A 19917-nucleotide genomic window follows, 5' to 3' on the forward strand; every position below is an offset into this window, starting at 1 on the left:
CCATGGCCACCACCACGACCGCTGTCGCCGCTTCCGGGACCGTCACCGAGCTGATCGGCAAGGCTTTCATCCGCCTCCCCTCGGGCGAACTGCGCGCCCTGAAGCTGGGGGACCTCGTTCGTGAAGGCCAGATCCTCGTCATCGACGACGGCGCCGTCGTCGAGCTGCGCACGCCCGGCGGCGAACTCGTGGTCGCCGGCCCGCGCGAGGTGTCGACCAATGCCGAGATGCTGGGCACGGCGCCCACGCCCGAGCGTTCGGAAGGCACGGTCAACCGCGGCTCGGCCGACGTCGACCGCGTGATCCAGGCCCTGAACAACGGCCAGGATCCCTTCCAGGACCTGGACCCGACCGCGGCCGGCCTGAATGGCGGCGAGGCCAGCGAAGGCCACTCCTTCGTGGTGCTGGACCGCGTCGTCGAGACCACGCCCTCGCTGGGCCTGGGCGACACCAATGGCTTCGACCGCCCCGTGGCCGCGCTGCCGCCGTCGCCCGGCCTGCTGCTGACGCCCACCGCCAACATTCCGCCCACGGCCGAGAACGCCAGCATCACCACGCCCGAGGACACGCCCATCCCCGGCCGCGTGAACGCCTTCGACGCCGACGGCAACCCGCTGAGCTTCGCCGCCGGCACGCTGCCCCAGCACGGCGTGGTGGTCGTCAACAGCGACGGCACCTACCTGTACACCCCCGGCAAGGACTTCAACGGCACCGACAGCTTCACCGTGCTGGTGAGCGACGGCCAGGGCGGCACGGCCACCGCCACTGTCAACGTGACGATCACCCCGGTCAACGACGCGCCGGTGCCGGCCGATCCGGCCAACCCGCCCGCTGGCCAGACCTTCGACCCGACCACGGGCAACTACCGCATCACCACGCCCGAGGACACGCCCGTCTCCGGCAAGGTGGCCGCCACCGACGTGGACGGCGACCCGCTCACCTTCACCAAGGGCAGCGACCCGCAGCACGGCACCGTGGTGGTGAATGCCGACGGCAGCTACACGTACACGCCCGCCAAGGACTACAACGGCAGCGACCAGTTCACCGTGGTGGTGAGCGACGGCAACGGCGGCACCGCCACCTCCACCGTCACCGTCGGCATCACGCCGGTCAACGATCCGCCGGTGCCGGTCGACCCGCCCAGCCCGCCGAACGGCCAGACCTTCGACCCGGCGACGGGCGACTACCGCATCACCACGCCCGAAGACACGCCCGTCTCCGGCAAGGTCGCGGCCACCGACGCCGACAACGACCCGCTGACCTTCACCAAGGGCAGCGACCCGGTGCACGGCACCGTGGTGGTCAACACCGACGGCAGCTACACCTACACCCCCGCCAAGGACTACAACGGCAGCGACCAGTTCACCGTGGTGGTGAGCGACGGCAACGGCGGCACCGCCACCTCGACCGTGTTCGTCGGCATCACGCCGGTCAACGACCCGCCGGTGCCGGTCGACCCGCCCAGCCCGCCGAACGGCCAGACCTTCGACCCGGCCACGGGCGACTACCGCATCACCACGCCGGAGGACACGCCCGTTTCGGGCAAGGTCGCGGCCACCGACGCCGACAACGACCCGCTCACCTTCACCAAGGGCAGCGACCCGACGCACGGCACGGTCGTGGTCAACGCCGACGGCAGCTACACCTACACCCCTGCCAAGGACTACAACGGCGCCGACCAGTTCACCGTGGTGGTGAGCGACGGCAACGGCGGCACCGCCACGTCCACCGTGTTTGTGGGCATCACGCCGGTCAACGACCCGCCGGTGCCGGTCGATCCGCCCAGCCCGCCGAACGGCCAGACCTTCGACCCGACCACGGGCGACTACCGCATCACCACGCCGGAAGACACGCCCGTGTCCGGCAAGGTGGCCGCGAACGACGTGGACGGCGACCCGCTCACCTTCACCAAGGGCAGCGACCCGACGCACGGCACGGTCGTGGTCAACGCCGACGGCAGCTACACCTACACCCCGTCCAAGGACTACAACGGCAGCGACCAGTTCACCGTGACGGTGAGCGACGGCAACGGCGGCACCGCCACCTCGACCGTGTTCGTCGGCATCACGCCGGTGGACGACGCCAGCGTGCTGGCCCCCGACGTCAAGACCACGACGGAAGACAGCCCGGCCGTGGGCAACGTGCTGGCCAACGACCGCGACGTGGACAGCGTGCTGAGCGTGGCCTCCTTCCAGGTGGCCGGCCAGGCCGCGGCCGTGGCCGCCGGCGGCACCGCCACCATCGCCAACGTGGGCACGATCACCATCGCCGCCAATGGCGACTACGTGTTCACGCCGGACGCCAACTGGAACGGCCAGGTGCCCACGGTCACCTACACCACCAACACCGGCTCCTCGACCACGCTGGACATCACCGTCACGCCGCTGGACGACACGCCGGCGCTGTCGAACGACGTGGCCCGCACCCCCGAGGACACGCCCGTCAAGATCGACGTGCTGGCCAACGACACCGACGTGGACGGCGACAAGCTGAGCATCATCGCCGTCGACGGCAAGGACATCGCCGCCGGCCCGGTGGCCGTGACCGGCGGCGTCGTGAGCCTGAATGCCGACGGCACGCTGCTCTACACGCCCAACAAGGACTACAACGGCAGCCTGACCTTCACGTACACCGCCACCGACGGCCGCACGCCGGTGACGGCCACCGTGTCGGTGGAAGTCACGCCGGTCAACGACGCGCCCACCGTGGTCGACTACAAGGTCAGCACGCCCGAGGACACGCCGCTGAACGGCAAGGTCACCGGCTCCGACGTGGACGGCGACAAGCTCACCTACACCAAGGGCAGCGACCCGACGCACGGCAGCGTGACGGTGAACCCGGACGGCAGCTACACCTACACGCCCGCCAAGGACTACAACGGCGGCGACAGCTTCACCGTGACGGTGGACGACGGCAACGGCGGCAAGACCACCTCGACCGTGACCATCAACGTGACGCCGGTGAACGATCCGCCGGTGCCTTCCAACCCGCCGGTCACGCCCCCGGGCCAGAACTTCGACCCGGCCACCGGCAACTACACGCTCACGACGCCGGAAGACACGCCCGTGAAGGGCCAGGTCGCGGCCACCGACGTGGACGGCGACCCGCTGACCTTCACCAAGAGCAGCGACCCGACGCACGGCACCGTGACGGTCAACACCGACGGCACCTACACCTACACCCCGGGCAAGGACTACAACGGCGCCGACAGCTTCACCGTGACGGTGAGCGACGGCAAGGGCGGCACCGCCACCTCGACGGTGAACGTCACCGTCACGCCCGTCAACGACGCGCCCACCGCGCCCAACACCACCGTCAGCACGCCGGAAGACACGCCCGTCAGCGGCAAGGTCGTCGGCTTCGACGTGGACGGCGACCCGCTGACCTTCACCAAGGGCAGCGACCCGACGCACGGCAGCGTGACGGTGAACCCGGACGGCAGCTACACCTACACGCCCGCCAAGGACTACAACGGCGGCGACAGCTTCACCGTGACGGTGAACGACGGCAACGGCGGCACCACCACCTCGACGGTGACCATCAACGTCACGCCGGTGAACGATCCGCCGGTGCCCAGCGACCCGCCGGTCACGCCCCCGGGCCAGAACTTCGACCCGGCCACCGGCAACTACACGCTGACGACGCCGGAAGACACGCCCGTGAAGGGCCAGGTCGCGGCCACCGACGTGGACGGCGATCCGCTGACCTTCACCAAGAGCAGCGACCCGACCCATGGCACCGTGACGGTCAACACCGACGGTACCTACACCTACACGCCCAGCCAGGACTTCAACGGCAAGGACAGCTTCACCGTGACGGTGAGCGACGGCAAGGGCGGCACCGCGACCTCGACGGTGAACGTCACCGTCACGCCGGTCAACGACGCGCCCGTGGCCGTCAACGACACCGTCACCACCGACGAGGACGTGCCGGTCAGCATCAAGGTGCTGAGCAACGACACCGACGTCGACGGCGACAAGCTGAGCATCATCGGCTTCACCCAGCCGGCCCACGGCACCGTGACCATCGGTGCCGACGGCAACCCGCTGTACACGCCCGGCCTGGACTACAACGGCAAGGACAGCTTCCAGTACACCATCAGCGACGGCAACGGCGGCACCGCCACCGCCACCGTGTCGATCACGGTGGGCGGCGTCAACGACGCACCGGTGCCCGCTGCCGACACCAACCGCACCGGCGAGGACACGACGCTGCGCGTGGCCGCCAATGCCGGCGTGCTGGTGAACGACGTCGACCCCGACGGCGACAGCATGTCCGTGAGCCGCGTCAGCATCGGCAACAGCACCGTCGATGCCGGCAAGCCCATCGAAGGCCAGTGGGGCACGCTGACGCTCAATGCCGACGGCAGCTACACCTACGCGCCCAACGCCGCGGCCCAGACCCTGGGCGCAGGCGCGAGCGGCAAGGACGTCTTCACCTACACGGTGACCGATCCCTCCGGTGCCACCGCCAGCACCACCCTGACCCTGACCGTGGACGGCGCCAACGACGCGCCCGTGGCCCCCAACCAGAGCCGCACCACGCCCGAGGACACGCCGCTGACCGGCAAGATCGTCGCCACCGACGTGGACGGCGACGCCCTGAGCTTCACCAAGGCGAGCGACCCGACGCACGGCACCGTGACGGTCAACGCCGACGGCTCCTACGTCTACCAGCCCGCGCCCGACTACAACGGCAACGACAGCTTCAGCGTCACCGTCAACGACGGCAAGGGCGGCGTCGTGGTTTCGCGCGTGGACATCGTCGTCACGCCGCTGGACGACACGCCCGCACTGTCGAACGACTTCGCGCGCACCCCTGAAGACACGCCCGTCAGGATCGACGTGCTGGCCAACGACACCGACGTGGACGGCGACAAGCTGAGCATCATCGCGGTGGACGGCAAGGACATCAGCGCCGGCCCGGTGGCCGTGACCGGCGGCGTCGTGAGCCTGAACGCCGACGGCACGCTGCTCTACACGCCCAACAAGGACTACAACGGCAACCCGACCTTCACGTACACCGCCACCGACGGCCGCACGCCCGTGACGGCCACCGTGTCGGTGGAGGTCACGCCGGTCAACGACGCGCCCCTGGCGGTCAACGACAAGGTCAACACGGCCGAAGACACGCCCATCTCCATCCCGGTGCTGCGCAACGACACCGACGTGGACGGCGACACGCTGAGCATCATCGGCTTCACGCAGCCCCAGCACGGCACCGTGACCCTCGGCGCCGACGGCAACCCGCTGTACACGCCGGGCCTCGACTACAACGGCGACGACAGCTTCACCTACACCATCAGCGACGGCAAGGGCGGCACCTCCACCGCCACCGTGTCGATCAGCGTGGGCGGCGTGAACGACGCGCCGGTGGCCGTGGCCGACGTCAACACCACCAGCCAGGACCTCGTGCTCAAGGTGGGCAACGTGGCCGGCGTGCTGGTCAACGACCGCGACGACGACGGCGACACGCTGTCGGTGCTGAAGGTCGGCATCAACGGCGCCGTGGTGGACGCGGGCATTCCGCTGGCCGGCCAGTGGGGCGTGCTGACGCTCAACGCCGACGGCAGCTACACCTATGCGCCCAACGACGCAGCCAAGGGCCTGGACGACGGCGAGAGTGCCAAGGACGTCTTCAGCTACACGGTGACCGATCCCACCGGTGCCACCTCGACCACCACGCTGACGCTCACCGTCACCGGGGTCAACGACGCGCCCGTGGCCGTGGACGACTCCGCCACCACGCCCGAAGACACCGCCATCACCATCAACGTGCTGGCCAACGACAAGGACGTGGACGTCGAGCCGCTCAGCGTCGTGCAGATCGACGGCAAGAACGCCGTCGTCGGCCAGGCCATTGCCGTCGAGCACGGCACGGCCACCCTGAACGCCAACGGCAGCATCACCTACAACCCCGATGCCGGCTACAACGGCCCGGCCAGCTTCACCTACACGGTGAGCGACGGCACGGCGCGCGACATCGCCACGGTGAACATCGTGGTGGACAGCGTGAACGATCCGCCGAACGCGCTGGACAACGTGGTCAGCGGCTTCGAGGACACGCCGCTGAACTTCGACCCGCGTTCCAACGACACCGATCCGGACGGCGACGCGCTGAACATCACGGCCATCAACGGCCAGCCCATCGCGGTGGGTTCGCCGGTGGCGCTGAAGGACGGCGTGCTGAGCCTGAATGCCGACGGCACGCTCACCTTCACGCCCAACAAGGACTTCAACGGCAAGGTCGACTTCCAGTACACGGTGGACGACGGCCGTGGCGGCACCGACACCGCCAAGGTGACGATGGACATGAAGCCGGTCAACGACGATCCGGTGCCCGTCAACCCGCCCAATCCGCCCGCGAACCAGACCTTCGACCCGGTCACGAAGAACTACAGCATCGTCACGCCCGAGGACACGCCGATCGCCGGCAAGGTCGCGGCCACCGACGTGGACGGCGACACGCTGACCTTCAGCAAGACCACCGACCCGGCCCACGGCACCGTCGTGGTCAACGCCGACGGCAGCTACACCTACACGCCGACCAAGGACTTCAACGGCAAGGACAGCTTCACCGTCACCGTGGACGACGGCAACGGCGGCAAGGCGGTCTCCACCGTGTTCGTGGACGTCACGCCGGTCAACGACGCGCCCACGGCGCCCAACTACAGCCTGACCACGCAGGAGGACACGCCGATCAGCGGCAAGGTGGTGGGCAGCGACGTGGACGGCGACCCGCTGGCCTACACCAAGGGCAGCGATCCGAAGAACGGCACCGTGGTGGTCAACGCCGACGGCACCTTCACGTACACCCCGGGCAAGGACTACAACGGCAGCGACAGCTTCACGGTGACCGTGCGCGACCCGAGCGGCGCCACCGCCACCTCGACCGTGACCATCGGCGTCACGCCGATGAACGACGCGCCCACGGTGCCCAACTACAGCCTGACGACGCCCGAAGACAAGCCCGTCAGCGGCAAGGTGGTCGGCAGCGACGTGGACGGCGATCCGCTGAGCTACACCAAGGGCAGCGACCCGGCGCACGGCAGCGTGACGGTCAACGCCGACGGCACCTTCACGTACACCCCCGCCAAGGACTACAACGGCAGCGACAGCTTCACCGTGACGGTCCGGGACCCGAGCGGCGCCACGGCCACCTCCACGGTGACCATCGGCATCGACCCGGTCAACGACAACCCGGTGCTGCCCGCCAACTACAGCACCACCACCCGTGAAGACACCACCGTCACCGGCAAGGTGGTGGCCACGGACGTGGATGGCGACAACCTGAGCTATGCCAAGGGCAGCGACCCGGCGCACGGCAGGGTGGAGGTCGGTGCGGACGGCAGCTACACGTACACGCCTGTCAAGGACTACGCGGGCAGCGACAGCTTCACCATCACGGTGAACGATGGCGCAGGCGGCACCGCCACGACGACGGTGAACGTGACCATCGCACCCGTGGCGGACACGCCCAAGGTGGTGGTGGACGTGGGCACGCCAGTGGCCACGCAGGTGACGGTCACCAGCCAGAACGCGGGCTCCACCGACCAGGGCTTCAAGGTCACGGCCACCAAGCTGGACGGCACCCCGGGCACCATCAGCTTCATCAACGGCGGCGGCGTGGTCGGCTTCGGCGTGTCCGGCGCGGCCAGCAACGGCGCGGACACCGAACTGGGCTACCAGTCCGGCAAGTCGGAGAAGCTGTCCATCGCCTTCGACCAGGCGGCCTCCAGCGCGACGCTGACCTTCTCGTACCTGAACCCGACGGAGCATGCGAGCTACACCCTGTACGACGCCGCGGGCCGGGTGATCGGCGGCGGCGTGGTCACGGGCGTGACGGACCTGATCGATCCGTCGATTACCGTGAAGAGCGACACCGGTGCGCTGATCAGCCGCATCGAGTTCGCGGCGCCCGGCACCAACGACGACTACGTGATCAACAAGGTCAGCTACGTGGTCGGCGAAACCGTGCCCGTGACGGTCAGCGCGACGCCGACTGACGTGGACAACTCGGAATTCGTCAGCAGCGTGGTGCTGCGCGTGCCGGCGGGTGCGACGCTGTCGGCCGGCACGGCCAATGCCGACGGCACGTGGACGCTGCCGCTGACCAGCAACGGCAGCTACACCGTGAACGTCGATCCGGTGACCCATGCGGTGACCATCACCGGCCTGACCATGTCGGTGCCGGCCTCGTACAGCGGCGACCTGTCGGTGACGGCCGTGGCCACCGTGTACGACACGGTGCCCAACATCACCACCACCGGCACCGGCGCCGACAGCGAAACCAACCCGCAGATCGTCGCCGCCGACGACGTGGGCAGCGTCAAGAGCGGCGCCACGCTCACCGTGTCGGCCGCCAACGGCGTGATCCAGAGCGGCGGCGACGCCGGCGGCAAGGACGTGGGAGGCAGCCTGGTGGTCACCGGCGTGCACACGGGCGGCGACGCGACCAGCGTGGCCGCCACCGCCACGGCGGCACCGGGCCAGACGCTGACCGGCCAGTACGGCAAGCTCACGCTCAACGCCGACGGCAGCTACACCTACGTGGCCGACAACGCCAGCGGCCTGCCGAGCAACAAGACGGTGACCGACACCTTCACCTACACCGTCACGGGCGAGGCCGGCAAGACCGAGACGGCGCAGCTGGTGATCTCCATCGGCGGCAACAACAACGCACCGACCATCGGCGCGGGTGCGGTGGCCTCGGTGTCCGAAGAGGGCCTGCCGGGTGGCATTGTCGACACGACCGGCAACACCGACACGACAAATGCGCGCATCGCCACGGGCACCGTGACGGTAGGCGACATCGACGGCGACACGCTGGCGGTGACCCTGGTGGCGCCGACGTCGGCGCTCACCTCGGGCGGCCAGTCCATCGTCTGGACCGGTGCCGGCACGCAGCAACTGATCGGCCACGTCGGCAGCGCCACCGGCACGGAAGCCATCCGCGTCGCCATCGGCAATGACGGTGCCTACACCGTCACGCTGAGCAAGCCGCTGGACCAGCCTTTGAAGGGCCAGGAGGACGTGAGCCAGTTCAGCGTCGGCGTGCGCGTGAGCGACGGCGCCGCTGCCACCACGGGCAGCCTGACGGTGCGCGTGGAGGACGACAGCCCGGTCGCCAGCGCCACCAGCGCCACCGGCTGGGTGCGTGCCGACAGCATCAGCATCAACTCGCTGCAGGGCGGCTGGATCAGCCCGGTGTTCGTCAACGGCACCAGCACGGTGAAGCAGACCAACACCGACAGCGACGCGCTCAACGACAAGATCACCTGGGGCTCGCCGGCGAGCGGCAACGGCCAGTCGGGCTACACCCTGGTGGACAACATCGGCTACACCAGCTCCGGCGGCTCGGCCGTGACGGCCGGCACGCCGTTCAAGCTGGCCGACTTCACGCACGAGAACTGGCCCATCTATGGGGACTCGTCCACGCTCGACAAGGTCACCATGACCATGACGGCCAATGTGGTGATCAACGGCGTGGTGACGCCGGTGAGCTTCAACGTGCTGTTCGACCACACCGAGACGCCGAACACCAACGATCCGGTCGCCTCGCGCGACATCATCAGCCTGCCCCAGCAGGACGTGATCGTGCAGGTGGGCATCGAGAGCTACACCTTCCGGGTGGAAGGCTTCAAGGATGCAAGCGGCAACCTGGTCAACACCATCTACACCAACGAGCAGGCCAGCAACACCTACAGCCTGTGGGGGAGCATCAGCTCCACCGATGCGCTGCCGCACATCACCGGCCAGGTGGGCACGACGCCGGGTGCGGACGGCCTCGCCAGCGTGGCCTGGGGCGACCTGTCGAGCCAGTACGGCAAGATGACGGCCAACGCGGACGGCACCTACGACTTCGAAGTCAGCCGTGCCACCCGCGACACGCTGGCGCCGGGCCAGACGCTGACGCAGAACTTCAGCTACACCGTGACCGACAAGGACGGCGACACCGCCACCTCGACGGTGACGATCAGGATCGAGGCGCCGAACGAGATCCAGCTGACCACCACCACGGGCCAGAACTACACCGGCACCGACCACGGCGACCGCATCGTGGGCAGCACCGGCAACGACACCATCAACGGCGGCGCCGGCGACGACTCGATCCGCGGCGGCGACGGCGCGGACAGCATCCGCGGCGGTGCCGGCAACGACATCCTGACCGGCGGCGCCGGTGCCGACACCTTCGTGTGGAAGCTGGGCGACCAGGGCACCACGCAGGCGCCGGCCCGCGACATCGTGACGGACTTCGGCACCGCGTCCAAGGCCAGCGGCGGCGACGTGCTCGACCTGCGCGACCTGCTGCAGGGCGAGAACCACAACACGGGCGTCGGCAACCTGGGCAGCTTCCTGCACTTCAGCAAGTCGGGCAGCGACACGGTGATCGACGTCAAGCACGACGGCGCGGCCGGCGGTGGCGTGACCCAGCAGATCGTGCTGAGCAACGTCGACCTGACGGCCAACAACACGCTGAACGACGCGGCGATCATCCAGAACCTGCTGAACCAGGGGAAGCTGATCACCGACTGATCCGGGACCGGGGAAGCGCGCGGCGCGTGCGCTTCTCCTTTCCTGGCGCCGGCGTACCCGCACCCCGCGTGCGGGCCGCGCTGGCCGCACAGGCGGCGCCAGCGAAAACGCCCTGCGGATGCGAGTCCGCAGGGCGTTTTCTTTGGTAGGGCAGGACGCGGCGCCCGCCGTTGGACGTGGGGCGCGGGCGGGCTGCCGTGCCGCAGCCTTTGGGTGCCGCCTCAGCGGTTCAGATACCGCGTCACCGCCGGCCCCGTCACCCCGCCGATGCCCAGCGCAGCAAGCGCGCGCCACTGGCCATGCGACGACACCTGCTCGGCATAGGCCTCCACGCCCAGCCCGCGCGCCACTTCCACCATGGCGCGCACCAGGCGGCGGTAGCTCTCGCTGCCTTCCACGCTGGCGACGAAGGAGCCGTCGATCTTGAGGTAGTGCAGCTGCAGCTCGTGAAGCCGCGGCAGCAGCGCCAGCTGGCGGCCGAAATGCTCCACGCCCAGGCGGCAGCCGTGGCGGGCCAGCAGCTGGGCGAGCAGGGCGAGGGCGTCGACGTGCTCCTCCAGGCCGCGTTCGCTCAGCTCGAAGGACAGCCACTGGCACTGCGCCGGATGCTCGCGCAGCAGCGCGTCCAGCCGTGGCAGGAAGCTCGGGTCCACCAGCGAGCGCGGCGACAGGTTGACGGCCACGGGCGCCGGCGTGCGCTGCAGCCCGTCCAGCGCCAGCCGGGTGGCGATGAGGTCGCATTCCTGCACCCAGCCCAGGCGCAGCGCGGCGGGCATGAACTGGCCGGCCGACAGCAGCGGGCTGCCCGGCGGCGCACCGGGCGGCGGTGCCATGCGCAGCATGGCCTCGTGGTGGATCAGGCTGCCGTCGGTCTGGCAGACGGGATAGAAGACCAGGGTGAAGCGCTGCTCCTGCAGGGCCTGCTGCAGCAGCGTGTCCCACGCCGATTCGCCCACCGCGAGCGAGGGGCTGCCCGGCGACGACGCCTCGGCGATGCCCTGCACGGCGCCTTCGGCGCTCATGAGCGCCGCATCCAGGCGGGCCATGACCTCGCCGGGCCGCTCGCCGCGGTGCCAGTGGCCGTGGGCCACGTCGATGCGCGCGGCCTGCGGGCGTGGCGCCAGGTCGGCCCAGCCGGACACCGGCCCGGCCGGTGCGCTGGCGGCGGCGCCCTCGGGCAGCGGGGAGAAGTCGGTGGCCAGCGTGGCGAAGCCGCTGGGCAGGGCGCCGAGGTCGGTGTTGGCGGCATCGCCCTGCGGCAGCGGCATGCCGAAGCCGCCGGGCAGCTCGGTGCCCTGGGCCTCGAGCAGCGACAGGGCCGCCGCATGGGCCCGCGCCGCCAGGTCGGCCAGCCGCGCCGGCTCCCCGCCGGGACACAGGTAGGCGAAGTCGGCGCCGTTCAGGCGCGCCAGCACATGGTCGCCCTCGGTGGGCAGGACGCCTGCCAGCACCTTGGCCATGGCGGCCAGCCAGCGGTCGGTGCGCTCGCGCCCGAGCTGGCGGTTGAGCGAGGCCAGGTTGCCCACGCGCAGCAGCAGCAGGCCGCCGGCCGTGTCGTCGGCTTCGGGGTCGAGCGCATTGCGCAGCGCGCCGACGAAGAACTCGCGGTTGGGCAATTGGGTCACCGGGTCGCGCGTGGCCTCGCCATGCAGGCGGCGGATCTGCGCCGCCTGCTCGGCGAACATGGCGTGCACCCGCGCCACCATGCGGTTGAGGGCGTGCGCCATGCTGCGCAGTTCGACGACCCGGGGCTCCTCGATGGTGTGGAAATGGCCGTTGCCCACGGCATCGGCCTGGTCGGCCATGTGCTTGAGCGGCCGGCGCAGCCAGCGCACCAGCGCCGTGATGCCCAGGCCCCACAGCAGCCCGGTGAGGGCCAGCAGCCCGCCCAGCAGCAGCGTGCCGCGCCACAGCGCCACGTAGGCGTACTGGGTGCTGGCCACCACGGTGACGCGGCCGGCCTGCTGCCAGCCGTTGCTCACCAGGGCCTCGCCCGGCGCCGCCTGCAGCGGCACGAGGGCCTTGAACCAGTCCGGCACCGCGGCGCCGGGCAGGGCGGCGGTGCGCTGGCGCTCGACCACCACCTGGCCCCGGACGTCGGTGTAGCGCACCTGCTGGAAGTGACCGCTGTCGAACAGGGCGTTGACCAGCGTCTCGGCCATGGCCGGGTCGTCGCCGCGCTGCGAGATGGACATGGCGAGCGACACCGCCGCGTCCGCGCCCTGCGCCAGCAGCTGCTGCTGCAGGTACAGCCGCGAGGTGGCGATGCTTACGGCCCAGGTGGCCAGCAGCACGGCCAGCATGGCCAGCACCACGCTCAGCCAGAGTCGTCTCAACAGGGACACAGGTCTTCTCCTCGAAAGCGGATCGGTGCGTGCGCGCGGCGGCGCGGCGCAGGCGATGGGGTCGTCATGGGATGGCGCCCTCCGCGCGCATGCGGATCAGCACGTCGCGCCAGCGGGTCAGCCGGTCCACCGGATGGGTGGCGGTGCTCCCCGACCCGGTGAAGATGCCTTCGGCGTTGAAGCTGAAGACGGGGGTGAGGTCGGTGCGCGAGCTGGCCGGCATGATGCTGGAGACCAGGCTGTCCAGCACCAGCGGCATGGCCTCGGGCGTGGCGTAGTAGCTCAGCACCATGTGGGCCTGCGTGGCGCCGCCGACGCGCGCGCGGACGTAGGTCAGGCGCAGCTTCTCCTCGGGCACGCCCATCACGCGCAGGGAAAAGTATTTGCCGATGACGTAGTCCTCGCAGTCGCCGCGGCCGCGGCCCAGGGTTTCGACGGGCGTGGCCCAGTAGTCCTCCTGGCCCCACACCTCCATGTCCTCGCCGAAGCGCACGGCGCGGTTCCAGTGTTCGTTGACCCGGCGCAGCTTTTCGCGCTCGTCCAGCTGCGCGCCGCTGTCGACCAGCGCCCGCCAGGCGCTGTACTGCTGCTGACCGTAGGCGCCATAGCGCTGGACCATGGTGCGCTCCATGAGCGCCGCGTCCCAGGCGATGGCGCCCGGCGCCCCGCCCAGCGCCAACAGCCCCGCCAGCGCCAGGGCGAGCGCGGCACGGCAGAGCCCGGCCAGGCACAGCCGCCGGGGGCGTAAAAGAGCGGAAAACAGTTGCGTAAACACGACAGGCCACGGCTGCCCGGCGGGGCGCGCGGCGGCGCTGTCATGCCGTCGGTGCGGAGAAGTTCCGGATATTGACGGAATGTTGCAACATCCTCAATAAATGTTACCTGTACGTAGAATAATTTATTAGATTCCAGCGCCTGACCCGGCGGATTGCCCGCTTCGGTCGCCCCCGAGCCTGACGGCGACCCGACGGGCGCGTCTGTTTTTTCATCCAACGGAACTCCCATCGATCGTATGTTCACGCTGACCTTCCGCCCTGTTGCCGTCGCCGCCCTGCTGGTCTGCAGCGCCGCCGTTGCCCAGACGCCGTCGACCACGGCCCCGGCGCCCACGACGATGCCGGCGTCCGCCGCCAACGCCCTGCCGCCCGCGTCGCTGGGCGATGCCGTCAACCTGGCCATCAACCGCAACCCCGAGGTGCTGGCCCGCCTGCGCAACTACCAGGCCTCCGAAGCCGACCAGGCCGTGGCCCGCGCCGCGCTGCGTCCGCAGGTGGACCTGCAGGCCTTCGCCGGCTACCAGAACAGCCGCGTGAGCGGCGGCGAGAACCAGAGCTACAGCCGCCCCGGCGCCAACCTGCAGCTGCGCCAGACGCTGTTCGACGGCGGTGGTGCCTCCAGCGACACGCGCCGTGCCGGCTTCGCCCGCCTGAGCCGCTACTACGACTACCTGGCCGTGAGCGACGAGATCGCCCTGCAGGCCGTGCAGGCCTATATCGACGTCGCCCGCTACCGCGACCTGGAGCGCCTGGCCGCCGACAACTGGGGCTTCCACAACGAGACGCGCGAGCAGCTCGACCGCCGTGCCTCGGCCGGCGTGGGCAAGCGCGTGGACCTGGAACTGGCCCAGGGCCGCGCCGCCCTGTCGCAGTCCAACTGGCTGACCGACAGCGCCAACCTGCACGACGTGAGCCAGCGCTTCCAGCGCCTGGTGGGCCAGCTGCCCGCCGCGCAGCTGTCGCCGGTGCCCGACGCCAGCAACAGCCTGCCCCCGGGCCAGCAGCTGCTGGCCGACGCCATGCGCACCAACCCGGCCTTCCAGTCGGCGGTGGCCGGCATCCGTGCCGCACGCGCCGACCTGGACGTGCGCAACGCCGCCAAGTCGCCCACGGTCGCCTTCGTGGCCCAGACCGGCACCGACAAGACGCTTTCCAGCGTCGACCAGGTGGCCCGCACGCAGAACAGCTCGGTGCAGGTGGTGCTGAACTACAACCTCTACCGCGGCGGTGCCGACGACGCCCGCGCCCGCGCCGCGCAGGAAAACGTCTACGCCTCGCAGGACGCCCGCGACCTGGCCTGCCGCAACATCCGCCAGACCGCCACCATCGCCTACAACGACCTGCGCCGCCTGCGCGAACAGCTGAACTACCTCGAGCAGCACCAGCTGTCGAGCGAGAAGGCGCGCGAGGCTTACCGCCAGCAGTTCGACATCGGCCAGCGCTCGCTGCTGGACTTGCTGGACACCGAGAACGAAGTGTTCCAGGCCCGCCGTGCCGTGGTGAACGCGCGCTACGACTACCTGCTGGCCGGCTACCGCGTGCTGCAGCAGACCAACGGCCTGCTGCCCAACCTGGGCCAGAAGCCGCTGATGGCCGATGCGCCCGAAGTGCCGGAAGGCGGCGAGGCCGAGGACGAAGCCGTGCTGTGCAGCACCGAGATGACGCCGCCCCAGGTGCTGGACACGGCCGCCGTGGTCGCCTCGCGTCCGCCGCTGCAGCCCACGCCCGGCCAGACCATGCCGGCGCCGACCACGCTGCCCGCGCCCACGCCGCTGCCCGGCGCGCCGGCTGCCGACATTTCGGGCGTGGCCCCCACCGTGCAGGCCTGGGCCCGCACCTGGTCGGCCAAGGACCTGAACAACTACATGGCCTTCTATTCCCCCAGCTTCCGCCCGCAGCAGGGCAGCGTGGACGCCTGGAAGTCGCTGCGCACGACCCGCGTGACCAAGGCCGGCCCGATCAGCGTGGTGGTGGAGAACCTGCAGGTGCGCGCCGACGGTGCCAATGCCGCCGTCGCCACCTTCAAGCAGACCTACCGCTCGGACGACTACAACGACGTGGTCAACAAGACGCTGCGTTTCGTGCGCGAAGGCCAGGCCTGGAAGATCCAGTCCGAGGTGGCCACGCCGGCGCGCTGAGCCGCCACCGGCCGCGCGGCGCGCGGCCTCCCATGAACGACGGGCCCTTCGGGGCCCGTTGCGCTTTCAGGGCGCCCCGGCGCAGAAGGGGCGGGCGCCTTGAAGGAGTGCATGGATGCACCATCGAGAGAATATGTATCCAATCTTCTGGTGCAATCGTTCCTTGGCGAGCCGATGGAGATAGGACGCGTTAAGAGAAAACGCTGAATCCATGGCGCCAACAGATTGGATACAAAGTGGCACGCCCATTGCTTGATGACCGGCATCCGGCCTCGCGCCGATCCTGTCGTTCAACCTTTCGGGGAATGCCCATGCGCCGATTCATCGCTCCTCTTCTGGTGGCCGCTGCCGCCCTGATGCCGCTCGCCGGCCAGGCGCAGGACGCCATCAAGCTCGGCTATGCCAAGTGCGCGCACTGCACGCCGCTGGCCCTCACGCCGCAGAACGCCAATCCCGCCAACGTCAAGCTGGAGGCCACCGGCTTCAACACCGGCAACGACGTGCTGACGGCCCTGCTGTCCAAGAGCATCGACGTCGCCCAGGTCACCTACCTGCACTACGCAACGGCGCTGGACAAGGGCTTCGACGTGGTCGCCATCTCGGGCCAGATCAACGGCGGCTCGCAGATCCTGGTCGGCAACGACCTGCCGGTGGGCGAGAACGACTGGGCGGGCCTGAAGAAGCTCATCGCCGACTACAAGGCCCAGGGCAAGCCCTTCCGGGTGGCGGCCTCGCGCGGCAATGCGCAGGACATCCACATGCGCGGTGCCTTCGCCAAGCAGGGCATCGACATCAACAAGGACGTCCAGTTCATCAACATCCCCAATCCGTCGGACCACGTGCAGGCCCTGCGCCGCGGCGAGGTGGAACTGATCTGCTCGGTCGACCCCTTCGCCACCCAGATCCGCGAGGTGAAGGCCGCCAAGTTCTTCACCTATCCCTACGACCAGGCGGCCGGCAAGCTCACCAACCTGATCGTCACCCGCTCGGACGTGATCGCCAGCAAGCCCAAGGCGGTGGAAGAGACGGTGCGCGCCATCGTCAAGGTCAACGAGCTGATGGAGAAGGACAAGGGCCTGTTCATCGACACCATCCAGAAGGTGACCGGCCTGGACAAGGCCATTGCCACCGGCGCCGCGGCCAACCTGTATCCCGACTACCGCATCCACCGCGCCTCGGCCGTGGCCATCGCGCAGATGATGCGCGACCTGAAGTACATCAACACCGACGTGACGGCGGCGGTCCAGAAGAACATCGACTACCGCTTCCTCGAGGCCGCGACGGGCAAGCCCAAGTCGCAGCTGGGCGACTGAGGCGGCGGGCGGGACGACGATGGCGGATTCCTCCACCACCACGCTGCCGGCCGCCGCCGCGCCGGCGCACGCGCTGCCGGCCTGGAAGCGGCTGTACCGGCGCATCGAGCGCGCCATCGTGCCGGCCCTGGTGCTGATCGGCTGGGAGATCTTCTCCCGCTCCGGCGTGCTGCCGCCCGCGCTGCTGCCGGCGCCCTCGCAGGTGCTGGTGGCCTGGGCCGACTGGGTGTTCGGCACCGACGGCAACACGCAGACCTATTCGGGCCGCTGGATCTTCGACGTGGCGGCCAGCGCCGGCCGCGTGTCCGCCGGCTTTGCGCTGGCGGCGGCGCTGGGCATCGGCCTGGGCATGGCCATCGGCTGGTCGCGCACCGTCGAGAAGCTGATCGAGCCGCTGCTGCAGGTGCTGCGGCCGGTGCCGCCGGTGTCATGGATCCCGCTGGCCATCATCTGGTTCGGCATCGCCAACAAGCCGGCCATCTTCCTGGTGTTCCTGGGCTCCTTCTTTCCGGTGCTGCTGTCGACCATCCACGGCGTGAAGACCTGCGACCGCAACCTGCTGCGCGCGGGCGCCATGGCCGGCGGCACGCCGCGGCTGCTGCTGCGGCACATCGTCTTTCCGGCGGCGCTGCCCAGCATCTTCTCGGGCCTGCGCATCGCCATCGGCTCGGCCTGGATGCTGACCGTCACGGCCGAGATGGTGGCGGTGAAGAGCGGCGTGGGCTATGTGCTCTGGGATTCGTACTACTTCCTGCGCTACGACATCGTCATCGCCGCCATGGCCAGCATCGGCCTGCTCGGCTACTGCAGCGACTGGCTGATCAAGCTGCTGTCGGCGCGCGTGCTGCGCTGGCAGCGCGGCTCCACCCTGCAGTCGAAGGAGGGCTGAGCCATGAGCCTCATCACCATCCAGAACGTCTCGCGCCATTTCGAGGACCCGCGCCGCGGCAGCGCCGTGAAGGCACTCGATGACGTGAGCCTGAGCGTCGGCCGCAACGAATTCCTCTGCCTGCTGGGCCCCAGCGGCTGCGGCAAGTCCACGCTGCTGAACATGATTGCCGGCTTCGACCATCCCACGCGCGGCGTGGTGGCCGTGGGCGGCCGGCCGGTGACGGCGCCGGGCGTGGACCGCGGCGTGGTCTTCCAGCAGCCCACACTGATGCCGTGGCTGCCGGTGTGGGAGAACGTGGCCTTCCACCTGACCATGCGCGGCCTGCCCAAGGCCGAGCGGCGCAAGAGGGCGCAGCACTTCATCGACATGGTGGGCCTGCGCGGCTTCGAGAACCACTTTCCCAGCGAGCTGTCCGGCGGCATGAACCAGCGCGTGGGCATCGCCCGGGCGCTGCTGATGAACCCGGAGGTGATCCTGATGGACGAGCCCTTCGGCGCGCTGGACGAGCAGACCAAGATGGACATGCATGCCGAGCTGGTGCGCATCTGGCGCGACAGCCAGAGCACCATCGTCTTCGTCACGCACGGCATCGAGGAATCGCTGGCGCTGGGCACGCACATCGCCGTGATGTCGGCGCGGCCGGGCCGCATCCGCGAGCTGATCGATGTCGACCTGCCGCGCCCGCGCGATTCCACCAGCCCGCGCTTCAACGACTACAAACGCCACATCCTGCAACTGCTGCGGCCCGAGGGCGTGGCCACGCCGGCCGCCGCCGCGCATGGCTGACACCGCGCCCGTCACCTTCGTCACCGGCGCTGCGGGCTTCGTCGGCCTGGCGCTGGTCGAGCACCTGCTGGCACGGGGCGAGACGGTGGTCGGCTGGGATGCGGCGCCCTTGCCCGAAGGCGCTCAGCAGGCACTGGCCGCGCTGCCCGGCCGCTTCACGGCCTTGCGCGGCGACGTGTGCGACGCGTCGGCCTTCGAAGCGGCGCTGGCCGTGCACCGGCCGCAGCGCCTGGTGATCCTGGCCGCCGTGACGGCCGCGGCCGAGCGCGAACGTCGCGCGCCGGAGGGCATCTTCGCCGTCAACCTGGTGGCCGTGACGACGGCGATGCGGCTGGCGGCGTCGCAGGGCGTACGGCGGGTGCTGCTGGCCAGTTCGGGCTCGGCCTACGGCGCCAGCGGGCGCGGGCCGGGCCTGCTGCACGAGACCCACACGCCGCTGCAGCCCGAGGGGCTGTACGGCATCTCCAAGATGGCCGCCGAGGCCGCGGCCCGGCGCTTGGCGGACCTGCTGGGTCTGGACCTGTGCATCGGCCGCCTGGGCACCTGCTTCGGCCCCTGGGAGCGCGACACCGGCGTGCGCGACACGCCCAGCGCCCCCTTGCAGGCGCTGCGCCTGCTGCGCGCCGGTCATGCGGTCCGGCTGTCGAGGCCGCTGCGGCGGGACTGGCTCTATGTGCGCGATGCGGCGGCCGCGCTCGCGGCGCTGCTGGACGCCGCGGCGCCTGCACAGCCCGTCTACAACCTGGCCGCCGGCTTCGAATGGTCGGTGGCCGATTGGTGCGCCTGGTTGTGTTCGCAGCCGGGCTTCGAGGGCGCCGATTGGGCCATTGCCGACGCGGGCCAAGCGGCCAACGTCGACCCCTACGCCGACTATGACCGCGCCAGCATGGCCATCACCGCCCTGCGCCGTGACACGGGCTTCGTGCCGCGCTACGACCTGGCGCGCGCGGGTGCCGACTTCCTGGCTTGGCTGCAAAGCCAAGATGAGCTGGCCCATGCCTGAAGGTCGGACCCCCGCGCTCTGCCGCGTCCCGAGCCCCTCTCCCCTCGCGGGAGAGGGGTTGGGGAGAGGGGGCGCTCGCGCCACCACGGCCCCGCGCTTGGCCCAGGCCGCCGCCCCCTCTCCCCAGCC

At 69.9% G+C, this 19917-nt stretch carries 8 protein-coding genes; 6 read left to right on the forward strand and 2 right to left on the reverse strand.

Annotation, left to right across the window (positions count from 1 at the left end):
* Positions 1-2: 2 nt before the first annotated feature.
* Complete coding sequence (locus NS331_RS26255; protein ID WP_058643429.1) at positions 3-10535, forward strand: retention module-containing protein; 10533 nt, start codon at positions 3-5, stop codon at positions 10533-10535.
* Positions 10536-10756: 221 nt separating this feature from the next.
* Here the strand turns inward: NS331_RS26255 and NS331_RS18515 are convergent, their stop codons facing one another.
* A complete protein-coding gene (locus tag NS331_RS18515) occupies positions 10757-12880 on the reverse strand; it encodes an EAL domain-containing protein (protein WP_153012925.1) in 2124 nt (707 codons plus the stop codon).
* Positions 12881-12944: 64 nt separating this feature from the next.
* A complete protein-coding gene (locus NS331_RS18520) occupies positions 12945-13613 on the reverse strand; it encodes a transglutaminase-like cysteine peptidase (protein ID WP_440589395.1) in 669 nt (222 codons plus the stop codon).
* Positions 13614-13892: 279 nt separating this feature from the next.
* On the opposite strand from NS331_RS18520, the gene NS331_RS18525 reads away from it, so the two are divergent.
* From NS331_RS18525 to NS331_RS18545, 5 genes are all read left to right on the forward strand, one after another.
* On the forward strand, positions 13893-15794 hold the full coding sequence (locus NS331_RS18525) for a TolC family outer membrane protein (RefSeq protein ID WP_058643431.1): 1902 nt from the start codon (positions 13893-13895) through the stop codon (positions 15792-15794).
* A 311-nt stretch (positions 15795-16105) separates the two neighbouring features.
* Complete coding sequence (locus NS331_RS18530; protein ID WP_242873815.1) at positions 16106-17107, forward strand: ABC transporter substrate-binding protein; 1002 nt, start codon at positions 16106-16108, stop codon at positions 17105-17107.
* 19 nt (positions 17108-17126) lie between these two features.
* The gene (locus tag NS331_RS18535; RefSeq protein ID WP_153012926.1) at positions 17127-17996 is read left to right on the forward strand and encodes an ABC transporter permease; all 870 of its coding nucleotides are present in this window, start codon (positions 17127-17129) and stop codon (positions 17994-17996) included.
* A gap of 3 nt (positions 17997-17999) precedes the next feature.
* Positions 18000-18785: an ABC transporter ATP-binding protein gene (locus NS331_RS18540; RefSeq protein ID WP_058643433.1), complete on the forward strand. Its 786-nt coding sequence runs from the start codon at positions 18000-18002 to the stop codon at positions 18783-18785.
* Positions 18778-19788: an NAD-dependent epimerase/dehydratase family protein gene (locus NS331_RS18545; protein WP_058643434.1), complete on the forward strand. Its 1011-nt coding sequence runs from the start codon at positions 18778-18780 to the stop codon at positions 19786-19788. The genes NS331_RS18540 and NS331_RS18545 overlap by 8 nt, the downstream gene beginning before the upstream one ends.
* Positions 19789-19917: the final 129 nt, after the last annotated feature.

Source organism: Pseudacidovorax intermedius, from assembly GCF_001476815.1.
Taxonomy (GTDB): domain Bacteria; phylum Pseudomonadota; class Gammaproteobacteria; order Burkholderiales; family Burkholderiaceae_C; genus Xenophilus; species Xenophilus intermedius_A.

Bases quoted from the DNA above. Each gene is read 5' to 3' on its own strand.
- NS331_RS18545 (WP_058643434.1), top strand. From the start codon at position 18,778: ATGGCTGACACCGCGCCCGTCACCTTCGTCACCGGCGCTGCGGGCTTC.
- NS331_RS18525 (WP_058643431.1), top strand. From the start codon at position 13,893: ATGTTCACGCTGACCTTCCGCCCTGTTGCCGTCGCCGCCCTGCTGGTC.
- NS331_RS26255 (WP_058643429.1), top strand. From the start codon at position 3: ATGGCCACCACCACGACCGCTGTCGCCGCTTCCGGGACCGTCACCGAG.
- NS331_RS18535 (WP_153012926.1), top strand. From the start codon at position 17,127: ATGGCGGATTCCTCCACCACCACGCTGCCGGCCGCCGCCGCGCCGGCG.
- NS331_RS18530 (WP_242873815.1), top strand. From the start codon at position 16,106: ATGCGCCGATTCATCGCTCCTCTTCTGGTGGCCGCTGCCGCCCTGATG.
- NS331_RS18540 (WP_058643433.1), top strand. From the start codon at position 18,000: ATGAGCCTCATCACCATCCAGAACGTCTCGCGCCATTTCGAGGACCCG.